Raw genomic sequence first — 16,418 nt, 5'->3', positions numbered from 1 at the left:
CCCCCACACACCACGGGACGGCACTCCCGCTTCGAGACGGTGGGGCTCCGGCCGGTCCGACACCGTCCGGACGCACTCCACAGGCGGCACCGGAAGCGGACTCTTACCCTCAAAACATGTCAGAGGTGTACGCGGCCCGCCGTGATCTGATCCGTGACCGCTTCGCCGCAGCGGGCAGCTCCGCAGCACTCGTCTCCCGCCCGGCGAACGTGCGCTACCTCTCCGGAGCCGCGCCCAAGGGTGCCGTCCTCCTCCTCGGGCCCTCCGAGGACCTGCTGTTCTGCCGGGACACCCCCACCGGCGACCCCCAGGAGGGGCGCCTCGACGACCACCTGCGCCTGAGCGTGCTGGACGGCCCCGGAGGCGACCCCGCGGTCGCGGCGGCCGACCACGCGCAGTCGGCCCGCGCCGACAGCCTCGCCGTGGAGGAGCACGACCTGACCGTCGCCCGCCACCGGGCCCTGCACTCGGTGGCCCCCCGGCTGCGGCTGGGCGACCTCGGCCACGCCGTCGAGCAGCAGCGGCTGGTGAAGGACGAGGAGGAGATCGCCTGCCTGCGCATCGCGGCGGAGATCGCCGACCAGGCCCTGGGCGAGCTGCTGGAGTCCATCCTCGTCGGCCGGACCGAGCGGCACCTCGCGCTCGAGCTCGAGCGCCGGCTGGTCGACCACGGCGCGGACGGACCCGCCTTCCGCACCTCGGTGGCCACCGGGCCCCACTCCGGGCGCTCCGGGCACCGGCCCACCGACCGCCGCGTGGAGGAGGGCGACTTCCTCTCGGTCTGCCTGGGCGCGAACTACCGCGGCTACCGCTGCGAGATCGGCCGTACCTTCGTCATCGGCACCACCCCCGCTGAGTGGCAGATCGAGCTGTACGAGCTGGTCTTCGCGGCCCAGCGGGCGGGCCGTGAGGCCCTCGCGCCGGGGGCTGCGTACCGGGACGTCGACCGGGCCGCCCGCCACGTGATCGACGCGGCGGGACACGGCGAGGCGCTCGCGCCGTGCACGGGACACGGTGTCGGACTCGAAATCGACGAGGACCCGCAGCTCGCACCCGCCGCAATGGGTAAACTGGACGCTTGCGTGCCGGTCACTGTCGAACCTGGGGTCCACCTCCCGGGGCGGGGCGGAGTCCGGATCGATGACACGCTCGTCGTACGCCCCGAGGCGGACGGCGGACCCGAGCTACTCACCATTACGACCAAGGAGCTGCTCGCGCTCTAGCCCGGCTCGCCGGGCGGGGGCTCGCACCCGTGGTCTTTTCAGTCCAGGAGATTTGGCAACCGTGGCTTCCACGAACGACCTCAAGAACGGCATGGTGCTCAAGCTCGACGGGGGCCAGCTCTGGTCCGTCGTCGAGTTCCAGCACGTCAAGCCCGGCAAGGGCCCGGCCTTCGTGCGCACCAAGCTCAAGAACGTGCTGTCCGGCAAGGTCGTCGACAAGACCTTCAACGCGGGCGTCAAGGTCGAGACGGCCACCATCGACCGCCGCGACATGCAGTTCTCCTACATGGACGGCGAGTACTTCGTCTTCATGGACATGGAGACCTACGACCAGCTGCACATCGACCGCAAGAACGTCGGCGACTCCGCCAACTTCCTGATCGAGGGCTTCACCGCCCAGGTCGCCCAGCACGAGGGCGAGGTGCTCTACGTCGAGCTCCCGGCCTCGGTCGAGCTGACCATCCAGCACACCGAGCCCGGCGTCCAGGGCGACCGCTCCACCGGTGGCACCAAGCCCGCCACCCTGGAGACCGGCCACGAGATCCAGGTCCCGCTGTTCATCACCACCGGTGAGAAGATCAAGGTCGACACCCGTGACAGCAGCTACCTCGGCCGGGTGAACAGCTAACCGTGGCTGCCCGCAGCAAGGCCCGCAAGCGTGCCTTCCAGATCCTCTTCGAGGCCGACCAGCGCGACGAAGGCGTGCAGACGGTCCTCGCCGACTGGATCCGGCACTCGCGCTCGGACGACCGGCAGCCGCCGGTCAACGAGTACACGATGCAGCTGGTCGAGGGGTACGCCCAGCACGTGGCCCGGATCGACGAGCTCATCGCCACCTACGCGGTGGACTGGGACCTCGACCGGATGCCCGTCGCCGACCGGAACATCGTCCGCCTCGGCGCGTACGAGCTGATCTGGGAGGACGAGACCCCGGACGCCGTGTGCATCGACGAGGCCGTGCAGCTGGCCAAGGAGTTCTCCACGGACGACTCGCCGGCCTTCGTGAACGGCCTGCTGGGCCGTTTCAAGGACCTGAAGCCGAAGCTGCGCCGCGAGGCGTAGTGCCGCCGCTGGTCCGCGCACTTCGGAAGGGCCCGCAGCCACTGGCTGCGGGCCCTTCCGCGTGTCCCCGCACCGCGAACGCCGATGGGCCTGGCCCGAAGCAGAGCTTCGGGCCAGGCCCATCGGCGTTACGTTTCTGCGGCCCCGCACCGGGACCGCGGAGGGGCTACGCCTCCTCGTGCGTGACGGCGCGGCGCGCGTCCGCGTCCAGCACGCCCCAGCTGATCAGCTGCTCGGTGAGGACCGAGGGGGACTGGTCGTAGATGACGGCCAGCGTGCGCAGGTCGTCCTGGCGGATCGACAGCACCTTGCCGTTGTAGTCGCCGCGCTGGCTCTGGATGGTCGCCGCGTAGCGCTGCAGCGGGCCGGCCTTCTCCGCGGGGACGTGGGCCAGGCGCTCCAGGTCCAGACGCAGCTTCGGCGGCGGCTCGGCGGCGCCGCCCGGGGTCGTGCCCGGCAGCAGTTCCTGCACCGGGACGCCGTAGAAGTCCGCGAGCTCGGCGAGCCGCTGGACGGTGACGGCGCGGTCCCCGCGCTCGTACGAGCCCACCACGACCGCCTTCCAGCGGCCCTGGGACTTCTCCTCGACACCGTGGAGGGAAAGGCCCTGCTGGGTGCGGATCGCACGGAGCTTGGCCCCGAGCTGTTTGGCGTATTCGCTGGACATAAGGCTCCCGGACGCTATGACGACGTGCGGCTCCGCCGCGCGGCTGGTAACTCACTGTGAGGTTACGCAGCGTTACGTGGATGCGTCAAGCCGAATGGTCGCGCCCCGCGCCACGCACGGGTGGTTCGGACCCGTGTCCCGCTCCCCCTGGCGCGATCCGCCCGGCGGCACTGATACGGTGGAGGGGCTACGACAGACGTCCTTTAAGTTCCGTCCAGTGAGGCGGAGAAGGAGGTCCTTTTCATGGACACGCACGCCACCGATGCGGCCCGGCCGGTACTCGAGGCCTCCGACATCGCGCGGGTACTGACCCGCATCACCCACGAGATCGTCGAACGCGCCAAGGGCGCCGACGACGTGGTCCTCCTCGGCATCCCGACGCGGGGCGTCTTCCTCGCCCGCCGGATCGCCGAGAAGCTGGAGGAGATCACCGGCCGCAAGGTGCCGGTCGGCTCGCTCGACATCACGATGTACCGCGACGACCTGCGGATGAAGCCCGCCCGCGCGATGGGTCGCACCGAGATCCCCGTCGACAGCCTCGACGGCCTCCTGGTCGTCCTCGTCGACGACGTCCTCTTCTCCGGTCGTACCATCCGCGCCGCCCTCGACGCCCTCGGCGACCTCGGCCGCCCCCGCGCCGTGCAGCTCGCCGTCCTCGTCGACCGGGGCCACCGCGAACTCCCGATCCGCGCCGACTACGTCGGCAAGAACCTCCCCACCTCGCTGCGCGAGACGGTCAAGGTCCAGCTCGACGAGGAGGACGGCCGTGACGCCGTGCTGCTCGGCCAGGGCCCGGCCGCGACGAACGGCCACTAGCCCGTCCGGGTGCCCTCGCGCCCGCCCGCACCGACGGGCCGGCGCACCCACCGGACACCCGGGCCCGCCCGGCCGGGACCACGTCCCGCGCCCGGCGCGCCTCCGGCCTGCCCGCCACACCCCCCGAGCCCGCCTCTCCTCCATCCGAGAACCCGGAGCACCCAGATGAAGCGCCACCTCATCTCGGCCGCCGACCTCACGCGCGACGACGCCGTCCTCATCCTCGACACCGCCGAGGAGATGGCCCGGACCGCCGACCGGCCGATCAAGAAGCTGCCCACCCTGCGCGGCCGCACGATCTGCAACCTCTTCTTCGAGGACTCCACCCGCACCCGGATCTCCTTCGAGGCCGCCGAGAAGCGCCTGTCCGCCGACGTGATCAACTTCGCGGCCAAGGGCTCCAGCGTCTCCAAGGGCGAGTCCCTCAAGGACACCGCCCAGACCCTGGAGGCCATGGGCGTGGACGCCGTGGTCATCCGCCACAGCGCCTCCGGCGCCCCCTACCGCCTGGCCACCTCCGGCTGGATCGACGCCCCCGTGATCAACGCGGGCGACGGCACCCACCAGCACCCCACCCAGGCCCTGCTCGACGCCTTCACCATGCGCCGCCGCCTGATCGGCCCCGACGCCCTCGGCGAGGACCTGGCCGGCAAGCGCATCACGATCGTCGGCGACGTGCTGCACAGCCGGGTGGCCCGCTCGAACGTCGACCTCCTGCACACCCTCGGCGCCGAGGTCACCCTGGTGGCCCCGCCCACCCTGGTCCCGGTCGGCGTCGACACCTGGCCCTGCCAGGTCTCGTACGGCCTCGACGAGGTGCTGTCGAAGTCCGACGCCGTGATGATGCTGCGTGTGCAGCGCGAACGCATGAACGCCGCGTTCTTCCCGACCGAGCGCGAGTACACCCGCCGGTACGGGCTGGACGGCGCCCGCATGGCCAAGATGCCGGAGCACGCCGTCGTCATGCACCCCGGCCCGATGGTCCGCGGCATGGAGATCACCGCCGAGGTCGCCGACTCCGACCGCTGCACGGTCATCGAGCAGGTCGCCAACGGCGTCTTCGTCCGGATGGCCGTCCTCTACCTGCTGCTCGGCGGATCCGAGCCCGCCGTCACCACCCCGTCCACCGCCGCGCGCACCGAGGAGACCAAGTAACCATGAGCAAGATCCTGATCCGTGGCGCGAAGGTCCTCGGCGGCGAGGTGCAGGACGTCCTGATCGACGGTGAGACCATCGCCGCCGTGGGCACCGGCCTGTCGGCCGAGGGCGCGCAGGTCATCGAGGCGGAGGGCCAGATCCTGCTGCCCGGCCTGGTCGACCTCCACACGCACCTGCGCGAGCCCGGCCGCGAGGACTCCGAGACCGTCCTGACCGGCACCCGCGCCGCCGCGAGCGGCGGCTACACCGCGGTCTTCGCCATGGCCAACACCTTCCCCGTCGCCGACACCGCCGGCGTCGTCGAGCAGGTCTACCGCCTCGGCCAGGAGCACGGCTACTGCGACGTGCAGCCCATCGGCGCCGTCACCGTCGGCCTGGAGGGCAAGCAGCTCGCCGAGCTGGGCGCCATGCACGACTCGGCCGCCAACGTGAAGGTCTTCTCCGACGACGGCAAGTGCGTCGACGACGCCGTGATCATGCGCCGCGCCCTGGAGTACGTGAAGGCCTTCGGCGGCGTCGTCGCCCAGCACGCCCAGGAGCCCCGCCTGACCGAGGGCGCCCAGATGAACGAGGGCACCGTCTCCGCCGAGCTGGGCCTGGGCGGCTGGCCGGCCGTCGCCGAGGAGTCGATCATCGCCCGCGACGTGCTGCTCGCCGAGCACGTCGGCTCCCGCGTCCACATCTGCCACCTGTCCACCGCCGGCTCCGTCGAGATCGTCCGCTGGGCCAAGTCCCGCGGCATCGACGTCACCGCCGAGGTCACCCCGCACCACCTGCTCCTCACCGACGAGCTGGTGCGCTCGTACAACCCGGTCTACAAGGTCAACCCGCCGCTGCGCACCGAGCGCGACGTCATGGCCCTGCGCGAGGCCCTGGCCGACGGCACGATCGACATCGTCGCCACCGACCACGCCCCGCACCCGCACGAGGACAAGGACTGCGAGTGGGCCGCGGCCGCCATGGGCATGGTCGGCCTGGAGACGGCGCTGAGCGTCGTCCAGCAGACCATGGTCGAGACCGGCCTCCTGGACTGGGCCGGCGTCGCCGACCGCATGTCCGCCGCCCCGGCCCGCATCGGCCGCCTCGACGGCCACGGACGTCCCGTCTCGGCAGGTGAACCCGCGAACATCACGCTCGTGGATCCTGCGTACCGTGGTGTCGTGGACCCCGCGCACTTCGCCTCCCGCAGCCGCAACACGCCCTACGAGGGCCGCGAGCTGCCGGGTCGCGTCACCTACACCTTCCTGCGGGGCCGGGCAACGGTCGTGGACGGGAACCTCGCGTGACACCTGCAGTAATCCATCTGGCCGCACAGGCAGCCGAACGTGAGTCGGCGAAGGTGACGGACTGGGGCGCACGCATCGCGTGGGTCCTCGGCCTCCTCGTCTTCATCGCGTTCGTCTACTGGCTGATGCGCCAGGGCTGGAAGTGGCGCGGCACGCTCCAGGGCGACCTGCCCGAGCTGCCCGCCGCTCCCGACGGGCTGCCGGCACACCGGCTCGCCCTCACCGGCCGCTACCACGGGTCGACCACGGCGGGCCAGTGGCTGGACCGCATCGTGGCGCACGGCCTCGGGGTCCGCAGCCGCGTCGAGCTCACCCTCACCGACGCGGGCCTGGACGTGGTCCGTCCGGGTGCCACCGACTTCTTCGTACCGGCCGAGCAACTGCGCGGCGCCCGCCTCGACAAGGGAATCGCGGGCAAGGTACTGACCGAGGGCGGTCTGCTGGTCGTCACATGGGCGCACGGCGACAAGCTGATCGACTCCGGATTCCGCTCCGACCGCGCGGCCGAGCACGCCGCCTGGGTCGAAGCCATCAACTCCATGAACCAATCCATCACGACGGAAGGCGCCGAACGATGACGACCTCCACCAGGGGAGCCGTGAAAACTCCCGCCGTACTCGTCCTGGAAGACGGCCGCATCTTCCGCGGACGCGCCTACGGGGCCGTGGGGGAGACCTTCGGCGAGGCCGTGTTCTCCACCGGCATGACCGGCTACCAGGAGACCCTGACCGACCCCTCGTACCACCGCCAGGTCGTCGTGATGACCGCCCCGCACGTGGGCAACACCGGTGTCAACGACGAGGACCCCGAGTCCGGCCGCATCTGGGTGTCCGGCTACGTGGTCCGCGACCCCGCCCGCAAGCCCTCGAACTGGCGCTCGCAGCGCTCCCTCGACGAGGAGCTCGCCGCCCAGGGCGTCGTCGGCATCTCCGGCATCGACACCCGGGCCCTGACCCGCCACCTGCGCGAGCGCGGCGCGATGCGCGTCGGCATCTTCTCCGGTACGTCCGTCGCCGCCGACGCGGCGCTGCTGGCGAAGGTCCAGGAGCAGCCCCAGATGAAGGGCGCGAACCTCTCCGCCGAGGTCGCCACCAAGGAGACGTACGTCGTCCCCGCGATCGGCGAGAAGCGCTTCACCGTCGCCGCCGTCGACCTCGGCATCAAGGGCATGACCCCGCACCGCATGGCCGAGCGCGGCATCGAGGTGCACGTGCTGCCCGCCACCGCGACCGCCGAGGAGATCTACGCGGTCGAGCCGGACGGCGTCTTCTTCTCCAACGGCCCCGGCGACCCGGCCACCGCCGACCACCCGGTCTCCGTCATGCAGGCGGTCCTGGAGCGCAAGACCCCGCTCTTCGGCATCTGCTTCGGCAACCAGATCCTCGGCCGCGCGCTCGGCTTCGGCACCTACAAGCTGAAGTACGGCCACCGCGGCATCAACCAGCCGGTGCAGGACCGTACGACCGGCAAGGTCGAGGTCACCGCCCACAACCACGGATTCGCCGTCGACGCCCCGCTCGACAGGGTCTCCGACACCCCCTACGGCCGCGCCGAGGTCTCCCACGTCTGCCTGAACGACGACGTGGTGGAGGGCCTCCAGCTGCTCGACCAGCCGGCCTTCAGCGTCCAGTACCACCCCGAGGCGGCCGCGGGCCCGCACGACGCCGCGTACCTCTTCGACCGCTTCGTATCCCTGATGGAGGCCGAGCGTGCCTAAGCGCACCGATATCCAGTCCGTCCTGGTCATCGGCTCCGGCCCGATCGTCATCGGCCAGGCCGCCGAGTTCGACTACTCCGGCACCCAGGCCTGCCGCATCCTCAAGGCCGAGGGCCTGCGGGTCATCCTGGTCAACTCCAACCCCGCGACGATCATGACCGACCCGGAGATCGCCGACGCGACGTACGTCGAGCCGATCACCCCCGAGTTCGTCGAGAAGATCATCGCCAAGGAGCGCCCCGACGCCCTCCTGCCCACCCTGGGCGGCCAGACCGCGCTCAACACGGCCATCTCCATGCACGAGCAGGGCGTGCTGGAGAAGTACGGCGTGGAGCTCATCGGCGCCAACGTCGAGGCCATCAACAAGGGCGAGGACCGCGACCTCTTCAAGGGCGTCGTCGAGGCCGTCAAGGAGAAGATCGGCTACGGCGAGTCCGCCCGCTCGGTCATCTGCCACTCGATGGACGACGTCCTCAAGGGCGTCGAGACCCTCGGCGGCTACCCGGTCGTCGTGCGCCCCTCCTTCACGATGGGCGGCGCCGGCTCCGGCTTCGCCCACGACGAGGAGGAGCTGCGCCGCATCGCCGGCCAGGGCCTGACGCTCTCCCCGACCACCGAGGTGCTCCTGGAGGAGTCCATCCTCGGCTGGAAGGAGTACGAGCTCGAGCTGATGCGCGACAAGGCCGACAACGTCGTGGTCGTCTGCTCCATCGAGAACTTCGACCCGATGGGCGTCCACACCGGCGACTCCATCACCGTCGCCCCGTCGATGACCCTGACCGACCGCGAGTACCAGCGCCTGCGCGACATCGGCATCGCGATCATCCGCGAGGTCGGCGTCGACACCGGCGGCTGCAACATCCAGTTCGCGATCAACCCGGTCGACGGCCGCGTCATCGTCATCGAGATGAACCCGCGCGTCTCCCGCTCCTCCGCGCTCGCCTCCAAGGCCACCGGCTTCCCGATCGCCAAGATCGCCGCCAAGCTGGCCATCGGCTACACGCTGGACGAGGTCCCGAACGACATCACCGAGAAGACGCCGGCCTCCTTCGAGCCGACCCTCGACTACGTCGTCGTCAAGGCCCCGCGCTTCGCCTTCGAGAAGTTCCCGCTCGCCGACGCCACCCTCACCACCACCATGAAGTCGGTGGGCGAGGCCATGGCCATCGGACGGAACTTCACCGAGGCCCTCCAGAAGGCCCTGCGCTCCCTGGAGAAGAAGGGCTCCCAGTTCACCTTCGTCGGCGAGCCCGGCGACAAGGAGGAGCTGCTGCGCGTCGCGGTGCGCCCCACCGACGGCCGCATCAACACCGTCATGCAGGCCATCCGCGCCGGCGCCACCCAGGAGGAGGTGTTCGAGGCCACCAAGATCGACCCGTGGTTCGTCGACCAGCTCTTCCTGATCAAGGAGATCGCCGACGAGCTCGCCGGGGCCGAGAAGCTGGAGCCCGAGCTGCTCGCCGAGGCCAAGCGCCACGGCTTCTCCGACGCCCAGATCGCCGAGATCCGCGGCCTGCGCGAGGACGTCGTCCGCGAGGTCCGGCACGCCCTCGGCGTCCGCCCGGTCTACAAGACGGTCGACACCTGCGCCGCCGAGTTCGCCGCGAAGACCCCGTACTTCTACTCGTCCTACGACGAGGAGTCCGAGGTCGCGCCCCGCGAGAAGCCCGCGGTGATCATCCTGGGCTCCGGCCCGAACCGCATCGGCCAGGGCATCGAGTTCGACTACTCCTGCGTCCACGCCTCCTTCGCGCTCAGCGACGCGGGCTACGAGACCGTGATGGTCAACTGCAACCCGGAGACCGTCTCCACCGACTACGACACCTCCGACCGCCTGTACTTCGAGCCGCTCACGCTCGAGGACGTGCTGGAGATCGTGCACGCCGAGTCCCTGGCCGGCCCGATCGCCGGCGTCGTGGTCCAGCTCGGCGGCCAGACCCCGCTCGGCCTGGCCCAGGCCCTGAAGGACAACGGTGTACCGGTCGTGGGCACCTCCCCGGAGGCCATCCACGCCGCCGAGGACCGCGGCGCGTTCGGCCGCGTCCTGCTGGAGGCGGGCCTGCCCGCCCCCAAGCACGGCACCGCCACCACGTTCGCCGGTGCGAAGGCCATCGCCGACGAGATCGGCTACCCGGTGCTCGTCCGCCCGTCGTACGTGCTCGGCGGCCGCGGCATGGAGATCGTCTACGACGAGGCGCGGCTGGAGTCGTACATCGCCGAGTCCACCGAGATCTCCCCGACCCGCCCGGTGCTCGTCGACCGCTTCCTCGACGACGCGATCGAGATCGACGTCGACGCCCTCTACGACGGCACCGAGCTCTACCTCGGCGGCGTCATGGAGCACATCGAGGAGGCCGGCATCCACTCCGGCGACTCGGCCTGCGCGCTGCCCCCGATCACCCTCGGCGGCTACGACATCAAGCGCCTGCGCGCCTCCACCGAGGCGATCGCCAAGGGCGTCGGCGTCCGCGGCCTGATCAACATCCAGTTCGCCATGGCCGGCGACATCCTCTACGTCCTCGAGGCCAACCCGCGCGCCTCCCGCACCGTGCCCTTCACCTCGAAGGCCACCGCGGTCCCGCTCGCGAAGGCCGCCGCCCGCATCTCGCTCGGCGCCACCATCGCCGAGCTGCGCGCCGAGGGCCTGCTGCCGAAGGCCGGCGACGGCGGCACCCTGCCGCTGGACGCGCCGATCTCCGTCAAGGAGGCCGTGATGCCGTGGAGCCGCTTCCGCGACATCCAGGGCCGCGGCGTGGACACCGTCCTCGGCCCGGAGATGCGCTCCACCGGCGAGGTCATGGGCATCGACTCGGTCTTCGGCACGGCGTACGCCAAGTCGCAGGCCGGCGCCTACGGCCCGCTGCCCACCAAGGGCCGCGCGTTCATCTCGGTCGCCAACCGCGACAAGCGCTCGATGATCTTCCCGGCGCGCGAGCTGGTCGCCCACGGCTTCGAGCTGCTCGCGACCTCCGGCACCGCCGAGGTGCTGCGCCGCAACGGCATCAACGCCACCGTGGTGCGCAAGCTCAGCGAGGGCGAGGGCCCGAACGGCGAGAAGACCGTCGTCCAGCTGATCCACGACGGCCAGGTCGACCTGATCGTCAACACCCCGTACGGCACCGGCGGCCGCCTCGACGGCTACGAGATCCGTACGGCGGCGGTCTCCCGCGGCGTCCCGTGCCTGACCACGGTCCAGGCGCTCGCCGCGGCCGTCCAGGGCATCGACGCGCTCAACCACGGCGACGTGGGCGTGCGCTCGCTGCAGGAGCACGCGGAGCACCTGACCGCGGCCCGCGACTAGCAGCCCGTACGAGAGGGGGGCACCGGCGATCGACCGGTGTCCCCCCTTTCATGAGGTCCTTTCGAGCGCACAAGGGATTCAAGGGATAAAACGGACGATGTACAAGCTGTTCTTCAACCTGGTCTTCAAGCGGATGGACCCCGAGCAGGCCCACTACACGGCCTTCCGGTGGATCCGTCTCGCGGCCCGCACCCCGGTCCTGCGCACCTTCGTCGCGGCCTACCTCGCGCCCCGGTACGAGGAGCTGCGCACGGAGGCCCTGGGCCTGCGCATGCACGGCCCCTTCGGCCTCGCCGCCGGCTTCGACAAGAACGCCGTCGCCATCGACGGCATGTCCATGCTCGGCTTCGACCACGTCGAGATCGGCACGGTCACCGGCCAGGCCCAGCCCGGCAACCCCAAGAAGCGGCTGTTCCGCCTGGTCCCGGACCGCGCCCTGATCAACCGCATGGGCTTCAACAACGAGGGCTCCGAGGCCGTCGCGGCCCGCCTGGCGGCCCGCAACCCGGTCTTCAAGACGGTCGTCGGCGTCAACATCGGCAAGACCAAGGTCGTGCCGGAGGCCGAGGCCGCCGCCGACTACGTGCTCTCCACCGAGCGCCTCGCCCGCCACGCGGACTACCTGGTCGTCAACGTCTCCTCGCCGAACACCCCCGGCCTGCGCAACCTCCAGGCCACCGAGTCCCTGCGCCCGCTGCTGACCGCCGTGCGCGAGGCCGCCGACCGCAGCGTCACCGGCCGCCGGGTCCCGCTGCTGGTCAAGATCGCCCCCGACCTCGCCGACGAGGACGTGGACGCGGTCGCCGACCTCGCCCTGGAGCTGGGCCTGGACGGCATCATCGCCACCAACACCACCATCGCCCGCGAGGGCCTGGGCCTGAAGTCCTCCCCGGCCCTGGTCGAGGAGGCCGGCGGACTGTCCGGGGCCCCGGTCAAGGCGCGCTCCCTGGAGGTCCTGCGCCGCCTGTACGCCCGGGTCGGCGACCGGATCGTCCTGATCGGCGTCGGCGGCATCGAGAACGCCGAGGACGCCTGGCAGCGGATCCTGGCCGGCGCCACCCTGGTCCAGGGCTACAGCGCCTTCATCTACGAGGGCCCCTGCTACGCCCGCGCCATCCACAAGGGCCTGGCGGCCCGCCTGGCCGCCAGCCCGTACGCCACGCTCGCCGACGCGGTCGGCGCCGAGACCCGAAAGGCTGCCACCTCGTGACGATCTCCTTCGGCACCCGCCTGCGCTCCGCCATGGACGAGCGGGGCCCGCTGTGCGTGGGCATCGACCCGCACGCCGCCCTGCTGGCCTCCTGGGGCCTGGACGACGACGTCAAGGGCCTGGAGGCGTTCTCCCGCACCGTCGTGGAGGCGCTGGCCGACTCGGTTGCCGTCTTCAAGCCGCAGGCCGCCTTCTTCGAGCGGTTCGGCTCCCGCGGCCTCGCCGTCCTGGAGCGCACCGTCGCCGACGCCCGGGCCGCGGGCACCCTGGTGGTCATGGACGCCAAGCGCGGCGACATCGGCTCGACGATGGCCGCGTACGCCGAGGCCTTCCTGCGCCCGGACTCCCCGCTGTTCTCGGACGCCCTGACCGTCACCCCGTACCTGGGCTACGGCTCGCTGAAGCCGGCCGTGGACCTCGCGCGCGAGTCGGGCGCCGGGCTCTTCGTCCTCGCGCTGACGTCCAACCCGGAGGGCGCCGAGGTGCAGCGGGCGGTCCGCGAGGACGGCCTGACCATCGGCGCCACCATGCTGAGGCACCTGGCCGAGGAGAACGCGGGCGCGGAGCCCATGGGCTCCTTCGGCGCGGTCGTCGGTGCCACCCTGGGCGACCTGTCCTCCTTCGACCTGGACATCAACGGCCCCCTGCTCGCCCCGGGCATCGGCGCCCAGGGCGCCACCGCGGCCGATCTGCCGGCCGTCTTCGGTGCCGCGGTCCGCAACGTGGTCCCGAACGTCTCGCGGGGCGTCCTCAAGCACGGTCCCGACGCGGACGCGCTGCGCTCCGCCGCGGCCCGGTTCGCCGCCGAGATCCGCGAGGCGGTCGCCGTGGCGCGTGAGATGTGACGAACTCGCAGGTCGGTAGCCGGACAAAACCGGGGTGATTTGTCCTCGATGTACGGTTCAGTGGAGGCTGACCAGGACTTTTCATCCGTTCTCGCTGACTGGAGCGGTCTTGGCCGCTAGTCTCCCGACCAGAGCCAACGTGCACATCCGTTGTTCGTAGCTCGCGCGGTGTGGTGCCTTCCGGTTCCCCACCGGTCCGTATCCGACAGTTCGACATCCGAGGTGACGTAGGCGTGGCTCTTCCGCCCCTTACCCCTGAACAGCGCGCAGCCGCGCTCGAAAAGGCCGCCGCGGCTCGCCGGGAGCGGGCCGAGGTGAAGAATCGACTCAAGCACTCCGGCGCCTCGCTCCACGAGGTCATCAAGCAGGGCCAGGAGAACGACGTCATCGGCAAGATGAAGGTCTCCGCCCTGCTCGAGTCCCTTCCCGGCGTCGGCAAGGTCCGCGCCAAGCAGATCATGGAGCGGCTCGGCATCTCCGAGAGCCGCCGTGTCCGAGGTCTCGGGACGAACCAGATCGCCTCCCTGGAGCGCGAGTTCGGCGTCTCCGGCTCCTGACCGGACCGCTCGGAGGCCGCCCGTGTTCCCAGGCGCTCCTGAGAACCGGGATAATCGCTCCATGGCAGCAGAGGTTCGTCCGCGGCTGACCGTGCTCTCCGGCCCCTCCGGGGTCGGCAAGAGCACGGTCGTCGCGCATATGCGCAAGGTTCACCCCGAGGTATGGCTCTCGGTGTCGGCCACCACCCGCAAGCCGCGACCCGGTGAGCGGCACGGTGTCCACTACTTCTTCGTCACCGACGACGAGTTCGACAAGCTCGTCGCCAACGGCGAACTGCTGGAGTGGGCCGAGTTCGCGGGCAACCGGTACGGTACCCCCCGGGCCGCCGTCGTCGAGCGGCTGGAGTCCGGCGAGCCGGTGCTGCTGGAGATCGATCTCCAGGGCGCCCGGCTCGTGCGCGAGTCCATGCCGGAGGCGCAGCTGGTCTTCCTGGCCCCGCCGAGCTGGGAGGAGCTGGTCCGCCGGCTCACCGGCCGCGGCACCGAGCCGCCGGAGGTCATCGAGCGTCGTCTGGAGGCCGCGAAGACCGAACTGGCGGCCGAGTCCGAGTTCGACGTGACCCTTGTCAACACCTCCGTCGAGGATGTAGCGCGTGAGCTGCTAGCCTTGATGGAAGTTCTTTGATCTTTTTCCCATCTTTCGGAAGGTAGAGCGTGTCCTCTTCCATCACCGCGCCCGAGGGCATCATCAACCCGCCGATCGACGAGCTGCTCGAGGCTACCGACTCGAAGTACAGCCTCGTGATCTACGCGGCCAAGCGTGCGCGTCAGATCAACGCGTACTACTCGCAGCTCGGTGAGGGCCTGCTCGAGTACGTCGGCCCCCTGGTGGACACCCACGTCCACGAGAAGCCGCTGTCGATCGCGCTGCGCGAGATCAACGCCGGTCTGCTGACCTCCGAGGCCATCGAGGGCCCGGCCCAGTAAGGCCCGCGGCACCACACGGAGCACCACCTTCACCACAGGCCCGGCAGCGCGACTGCCGGGCCTGTGGTGTGTCATAGACGCGGAGACGCGCCGGGTTCGGGCGCGGACGGAGTGGACAGAGATGCCGGGGAGCGGAGACGCAGTGGACAAGCCGAAGGTCGTCCTGGGGGTCAGCGGCGGCATCGCCGCCTACAAGGCGTGCGAGCTGCTGCGCCGGCTGACCGAGTCGGGACACCACGTCCGGGTGGTGCCCACCGCCTCGGCCCTGAACTTCGTCGGCGAGGCCACCTGGTCGGCGCTGTCCGGCAACCCGGTCTCCACCGAGGTCTGGGACGCCGTCCACGAGGTCCCGCACGTGCGCATCGGCCAGGGCGCCGACCTGGTGGTCGTGGCCCCCGCCACCGCCGACATGCTGGCCAAGGCCGCCCACGGGCTGGCCGACGACCTGCTGACCAACACCCTCCTGACTGCCCGCTGCCCCGTGGTCTTCGCCCCCGCGATGCACACCGAGATGTGGGAGCACCCCGCCACCCAGGAGAACGTGGCCACCCTGCGCCGCCGCGGCGCCGTGGTCATCGAGCCCGCCGTCGGCCGCCTCACCGGCGTCGACACCGGCAAGGGCCGGCTGCCGGACCCGGAGGAGATCTTCGAGGTCTGCCGCAGGGTGCTCGACCGCGGGACCGCCGAGCCCGACCTGCGCGGCCGGCACGTCGTCATCAGCGCCGGCGGCACCCGCGAGCCGCTGGACCCGGTCCGCTTCCTGGGCAACCGCTCCTCCGGCAAGCAGGGCTACGCCCTGGCCCGTACGGCGGTGGCGCGCGGCGCCCGCGTCACCCTCGTCGCGGCGAACACCGCGCTGGCCGACCCGGCCGGGGTCGACGTGGTGCGGGTCGGGACCGCCGTGCAGCTGCGGGAGGCGGTGCTCAAGGCCGCTGCGGACGCGGACGCGGTGGTGATGGCGGCCGCCGTAGCCGATTTCCGGCCGGCCGCGTACGCCGAGGGGAAGATCAAGAAGAAGGACGGGGAAGAACCGGCTCCGGTCGAGCTGGTCCGCAATCCGGACGTCCTCGCGGAGATTTCCGCGGACCGCGCACGGCCCGGCCAGGTCGTCGTCGGATTCGCCGCCGAAACGGACAACGTGCTCGCGAACGGCTGGACCAAGCTCCGCCGCAAGAAGTGCGATCTCCTTGTCGTCAATGAGGTCGGAGCCACCAAGACCTTTGGTTCCGAGGAGAACGAAGCCGTCATCCTCTCTTCGGATGGTGGGGAATCGCCGGTACCCTATGGTCCCAAGGAGTCCCTCGCCGACCGCATCTGGGACCTCGTGGCGCCGCGACTCGCCTGAGGAGCGGCTCTTGTTCCGCGCGTCGGACCTGCGTCACAATGGAGTGCCGCAGGTCACAGCCCTCCCATTTGGCGAGACGCGTGGTCCGGGCCGCGGAAGCGCCCGATAAGCTAGAACCGGATCCCGGTCGGGCGCAGCCCCCGGACGAGGTCCGCGAAACCATTCAGCCAGCAGCCGCTGCAACCCCAGGGAGCGATGTGTCCCGCCGCCTGTTCACCTCGGAGTCCGTGACCGAGGGCCACCCCGACAAGATCGCTGACCAGATCAGCGACACGATCCTCGACGCGCTTCTCGCCGAGGACCC

General features: G+C 70.8%; 17 protein-coding genes. 16 read left to right on the top strand and 1 reads right to left on the bottom strand.

The genetic code is table 11. From position 1 onward, the window contains the following. The first annotated feature begins 116 nt into the window (after positions 1-116). The 3 genes from ACIQCH_RS31905 (at position 117) to nusB (ending at position 2,285) form a co-directional block, all read left to right on the top strand. A complete protein-coding gene (locus tag ACIQCH_RS31905) occupies positions 117-1,223 on the top strand; it encodes an aminopeptidase P family protein (protein ID WP_402586665.1) in 1,107 nt (368 codons plus the stop codon). Between the two features lie 61 nt (positions 1,224-1,284). Further along, positions 1,285-1,851 carry an elongation factor P gene (efp, locus tag ACIQCH_RS31900; RefSeq protein ID WP_402586664.1) on the top strand — a complete coding sequence of 189 codons (567 nt, stop codon included), beginning with the start codon at positions 1,285-1,287 and terminating at the stop codon, positions 1,849-1,851. Positions 1,852-1,853: 2 nt separating this feature from the next. Beyond that, on the top strand, positions 1,854-2,285 hold the full coding sequence (gene nusB, locus ACIQCH_RS31895; RefSeq protein WP_402586662.1) for a transcription antitermination factor NusB: 432 nt from the start codon (positions 1,854-1,856) through the stop codon (positions 2,283-2,285). 166 nt (positions 2,286-2,451) lie between these two features. Here the strand turns inward: nusB and bldD are convergent, their stop codons facing one another. Further along, positions 2,452-2,952: a transcriptional regulator BldD gene (bldD, locus tag ACIQCH_RS31890; RefSeq protein ID WP_030210194.1), complete on the bottom strand. Its 501-nt coding sequence runs from the start codon at positions 2,950-2,952 to the stop codon at positions 2,452-2,454. Between the two features lie 243 nt (positions 2,953-3,195). Here bldD and pyrR point away from each other — a divergent pair, with 243 nt between their 5' ends. The 13 genes from pyrR to ACIQCH_RS31825 all read left to right on the top strand — a co-directional run. Beyond that, entirely contained in the window at positions 3,196-3,768 is a 573-nt protein-coding gene (gene pyrR / locus ACIQCH_RS31885; protein ID WP_402586659.1) for a bifunctional pyr operon transcriptional regulator/uracil phosphoribosyltransferase PyrR, read from the top strand. A gap of 165 nt (positions 3,769-3,933) precedes the next feature. After that, entirely contained in the window at positions 3,934-4,923 is a 990-nt protein-coding gene (locus ACIQCH_RS31880) for an aspartate carbamoyltransferase catalytic subunit (RefSeq protein WP_402586658.1), read from the top strand. Between the two features lie 2 nt (positions 4,924-4,925). Then, complete coding sequence (locus ACIQCH_RS31875) at positions 4,926-6,212, top strand: dihydroorotase (protein WP_402586656.1); 1,287 nt, start codon at positions 4,926-4,928, stop codon at positions 6,210-6,212. Then, positions 6,209-6,790, top strand: a complete 582-nt coding sequence (locus ACIQCH_RS31870; protein ID WP_402586655.1) for a hypothetical protein — start codon at positions 6,209-6,211, stop codon at positions 6,788-6,790. The genes ACIQCH_RS31875 and ACIQCH_RS31870 overlap by 4 nt, the downstream gene beginning before the upstream one ends. Continuing rightward, entirely contained in the window at positions 6,787-7,929 is a 1,143-nt protein-coding gene (gene carA / locus ACIQCH_RS31865; RefSeq protein ID WP_402586654.1) for a glutamine-hydrolyzing carbamoyl-phosphate synthase small subunit, read from the top strand. Before ACIQCH_RS31870 ends, carA begins: the two co-directional genes overlap by 4 nt. After that, on the top strand, positions 7,922-11,230 hold the full coding sequence (gene carB / locus ACIQCH_RS31860; protein ID WP_402586652.1) for a carbamoyl-phosphate synthase large subunit: 3,309 nt from the start codon (positions 7,922-7,924) through the stop codon (positions 11,228-11,230). Before carA ends, carB begins: the two co-directional genes overlap by 8 nt. A gap of 97 nt (positions 11,231-11,327) precedes the next feature. After that, entirely contained in the window at positions 11,328-12,440 is a 1,113-nt protein-coding gene (locus ACIQCH_RS31855) for a quinone-dependent dihydroorotate dehydrogenase (protein ID WP_402586650.1), read from the top strand. Then, the gene (pyrF, locus tag ACIQCH_RS31850; RefSeq protein ID WP_402586648.1) at positions 12,437-13,285 is read left to right on the top strand and encodes an orotidine-5'-phosphate decarboxylase; all 849 of its coding nucleotides are present in this window, start codon (positions 12,437-12,439) and stop codon (positions 13,283-13,285) included. Before ACIQCH_RS31855 ends, pyrF begins: the two co-directional genes overlap by 4 nt. 233 nt (positions 13,286-13,518) lie before the next feature. After that, a complete protein-coding gene (locus ACIQCH_RS31845; RefSeq protein WP_030210160.1) occupies positions 13,519-13,842 on the top strand; it encodes an integration host factor in 324 nt (107 codons plus the stop codon). A gap of 61 nt (positions 13,843-13,903) precedes the next feature. Next, positions 13,904-14,467 (top strand): guanylate kinase, encoded by a 564-nt coding sequence (gene gmk, locus ACIQCH_RS31840; RefSeq protein ID WP_402586646.1) that lies wholly within the window; start codon positions 13,904-13,906, stop codon positions 14,465-14,467. Between the two features lie 29 nt (positions 14,468-14,496). Further along, positions 14,497-14,769: a DNA-directed RNA polymerase subunit omega gene (gene rpoZ, locus ACIQCH_RS31835; RefSeq protein ID WP_005319902.1), complete on the top strand. Its 273-nt coding sequence runs from the start codon at positions 14,497-14,499 to the stop codon at positions 14,767-14,769. 142 nt (positions 14,770-14,911) lie between these two features. Next, positions 14,912-16,114: a bifunctional phosphopantothenoylcysteine decarboxylase/phosphopantothenate--cysteine ligase CoaBC gene (coaBC, locus tag ACIQCH_RS31830; RefSeq protein ID WP_402586644.1), complete on the top strand. Its 1,203-nt coding sequence runs from the start codon at positions 14,912-14,914 to the stop codon at positions 16,112-16,114. 197 nt (positions 16,115-16,311) lie between these two features. Then, positions 16,312-16,418, top strand: a 107-nt coding sequence (locus ACIQCH_RS31825; RefSeq protein WP_158939665.1) for an S-adenosylmethionine synthetase N-terminal domain-containing protein, incomplete at its 3' end; no start/stop codon positions are given.

The organism is Streptomyces sp. NPDC093225 (genome assembly GCF_044753805.1).
Lineage (GTDB): Bacteria > Actinomycetota > Actinomycetes > Streptomycetales > Streptomycetaceae > Streptomyces.
Note: the sequence above shows the minus strand (reverse complement) of the source record. Positions and strands in the feature narration are given on the sequence as shown.

Excerpts from the sequence above, each read along its gene's own strand:
- ACIQCH_RS31905 (WP_402586665.1), top strand. The coding sequence starts at position 117 with ATGTCAGAGGTGTACGCGGCCCGCCGTGATCTGATCCGTGACCGCTTC.
- ACIQCH_RS31875 (WP_402586656.1), top strand. The coding sequence starts at position 4,926 with ATGAGCAAGATCCTGATCCGTGGCGCGAAGGTCCTCGGCGGCGAGGTG.
- gmk (WP_402586646.1), top strand. The coding sequence starts at position 13,904 with ATGGCAGCAGAGGTTCGTCCGCGGCTGACCGTGCTCTCCGGCCCCTCC.
- pyrR (WP_402586659.1), top strand. The coding sequence starts at position 3,196 with ATGGACACGCACGCCACCGATGCGGCCCGGCCGGTACTCGAGGCCTCC.
- carA (WP_402586654.1), top strand. The coding sequence starts at position 6,787 with ATGACGACCTCCACCAGGGGAGCCGTGAAAACTCCCGCCGTACTCGTC.
- ACIQCH_RS31880 (WP_402586658.1), top strand. The coding sequence starts at position 3,934 with ATGAAGCGCCACCTCATCTCGGCCGCCGACCTCACGCGCGACGACGCC.
- ACIQCH_RS31855 (WP_402586650.1), top strand. The coding sequence starts at position 11,328 with ATGTACAAGCTGTTCTTCAACCTGGTCTTCAAGCGGATGGACCCCGAG.
- bldD (WP_030210194.1), bottom strand. The coding sequence starts at position 2,952 with ATGTCCAGCGAATACGCCAAACAGCTCGGGGCCAAGCTCCGTGCGATC.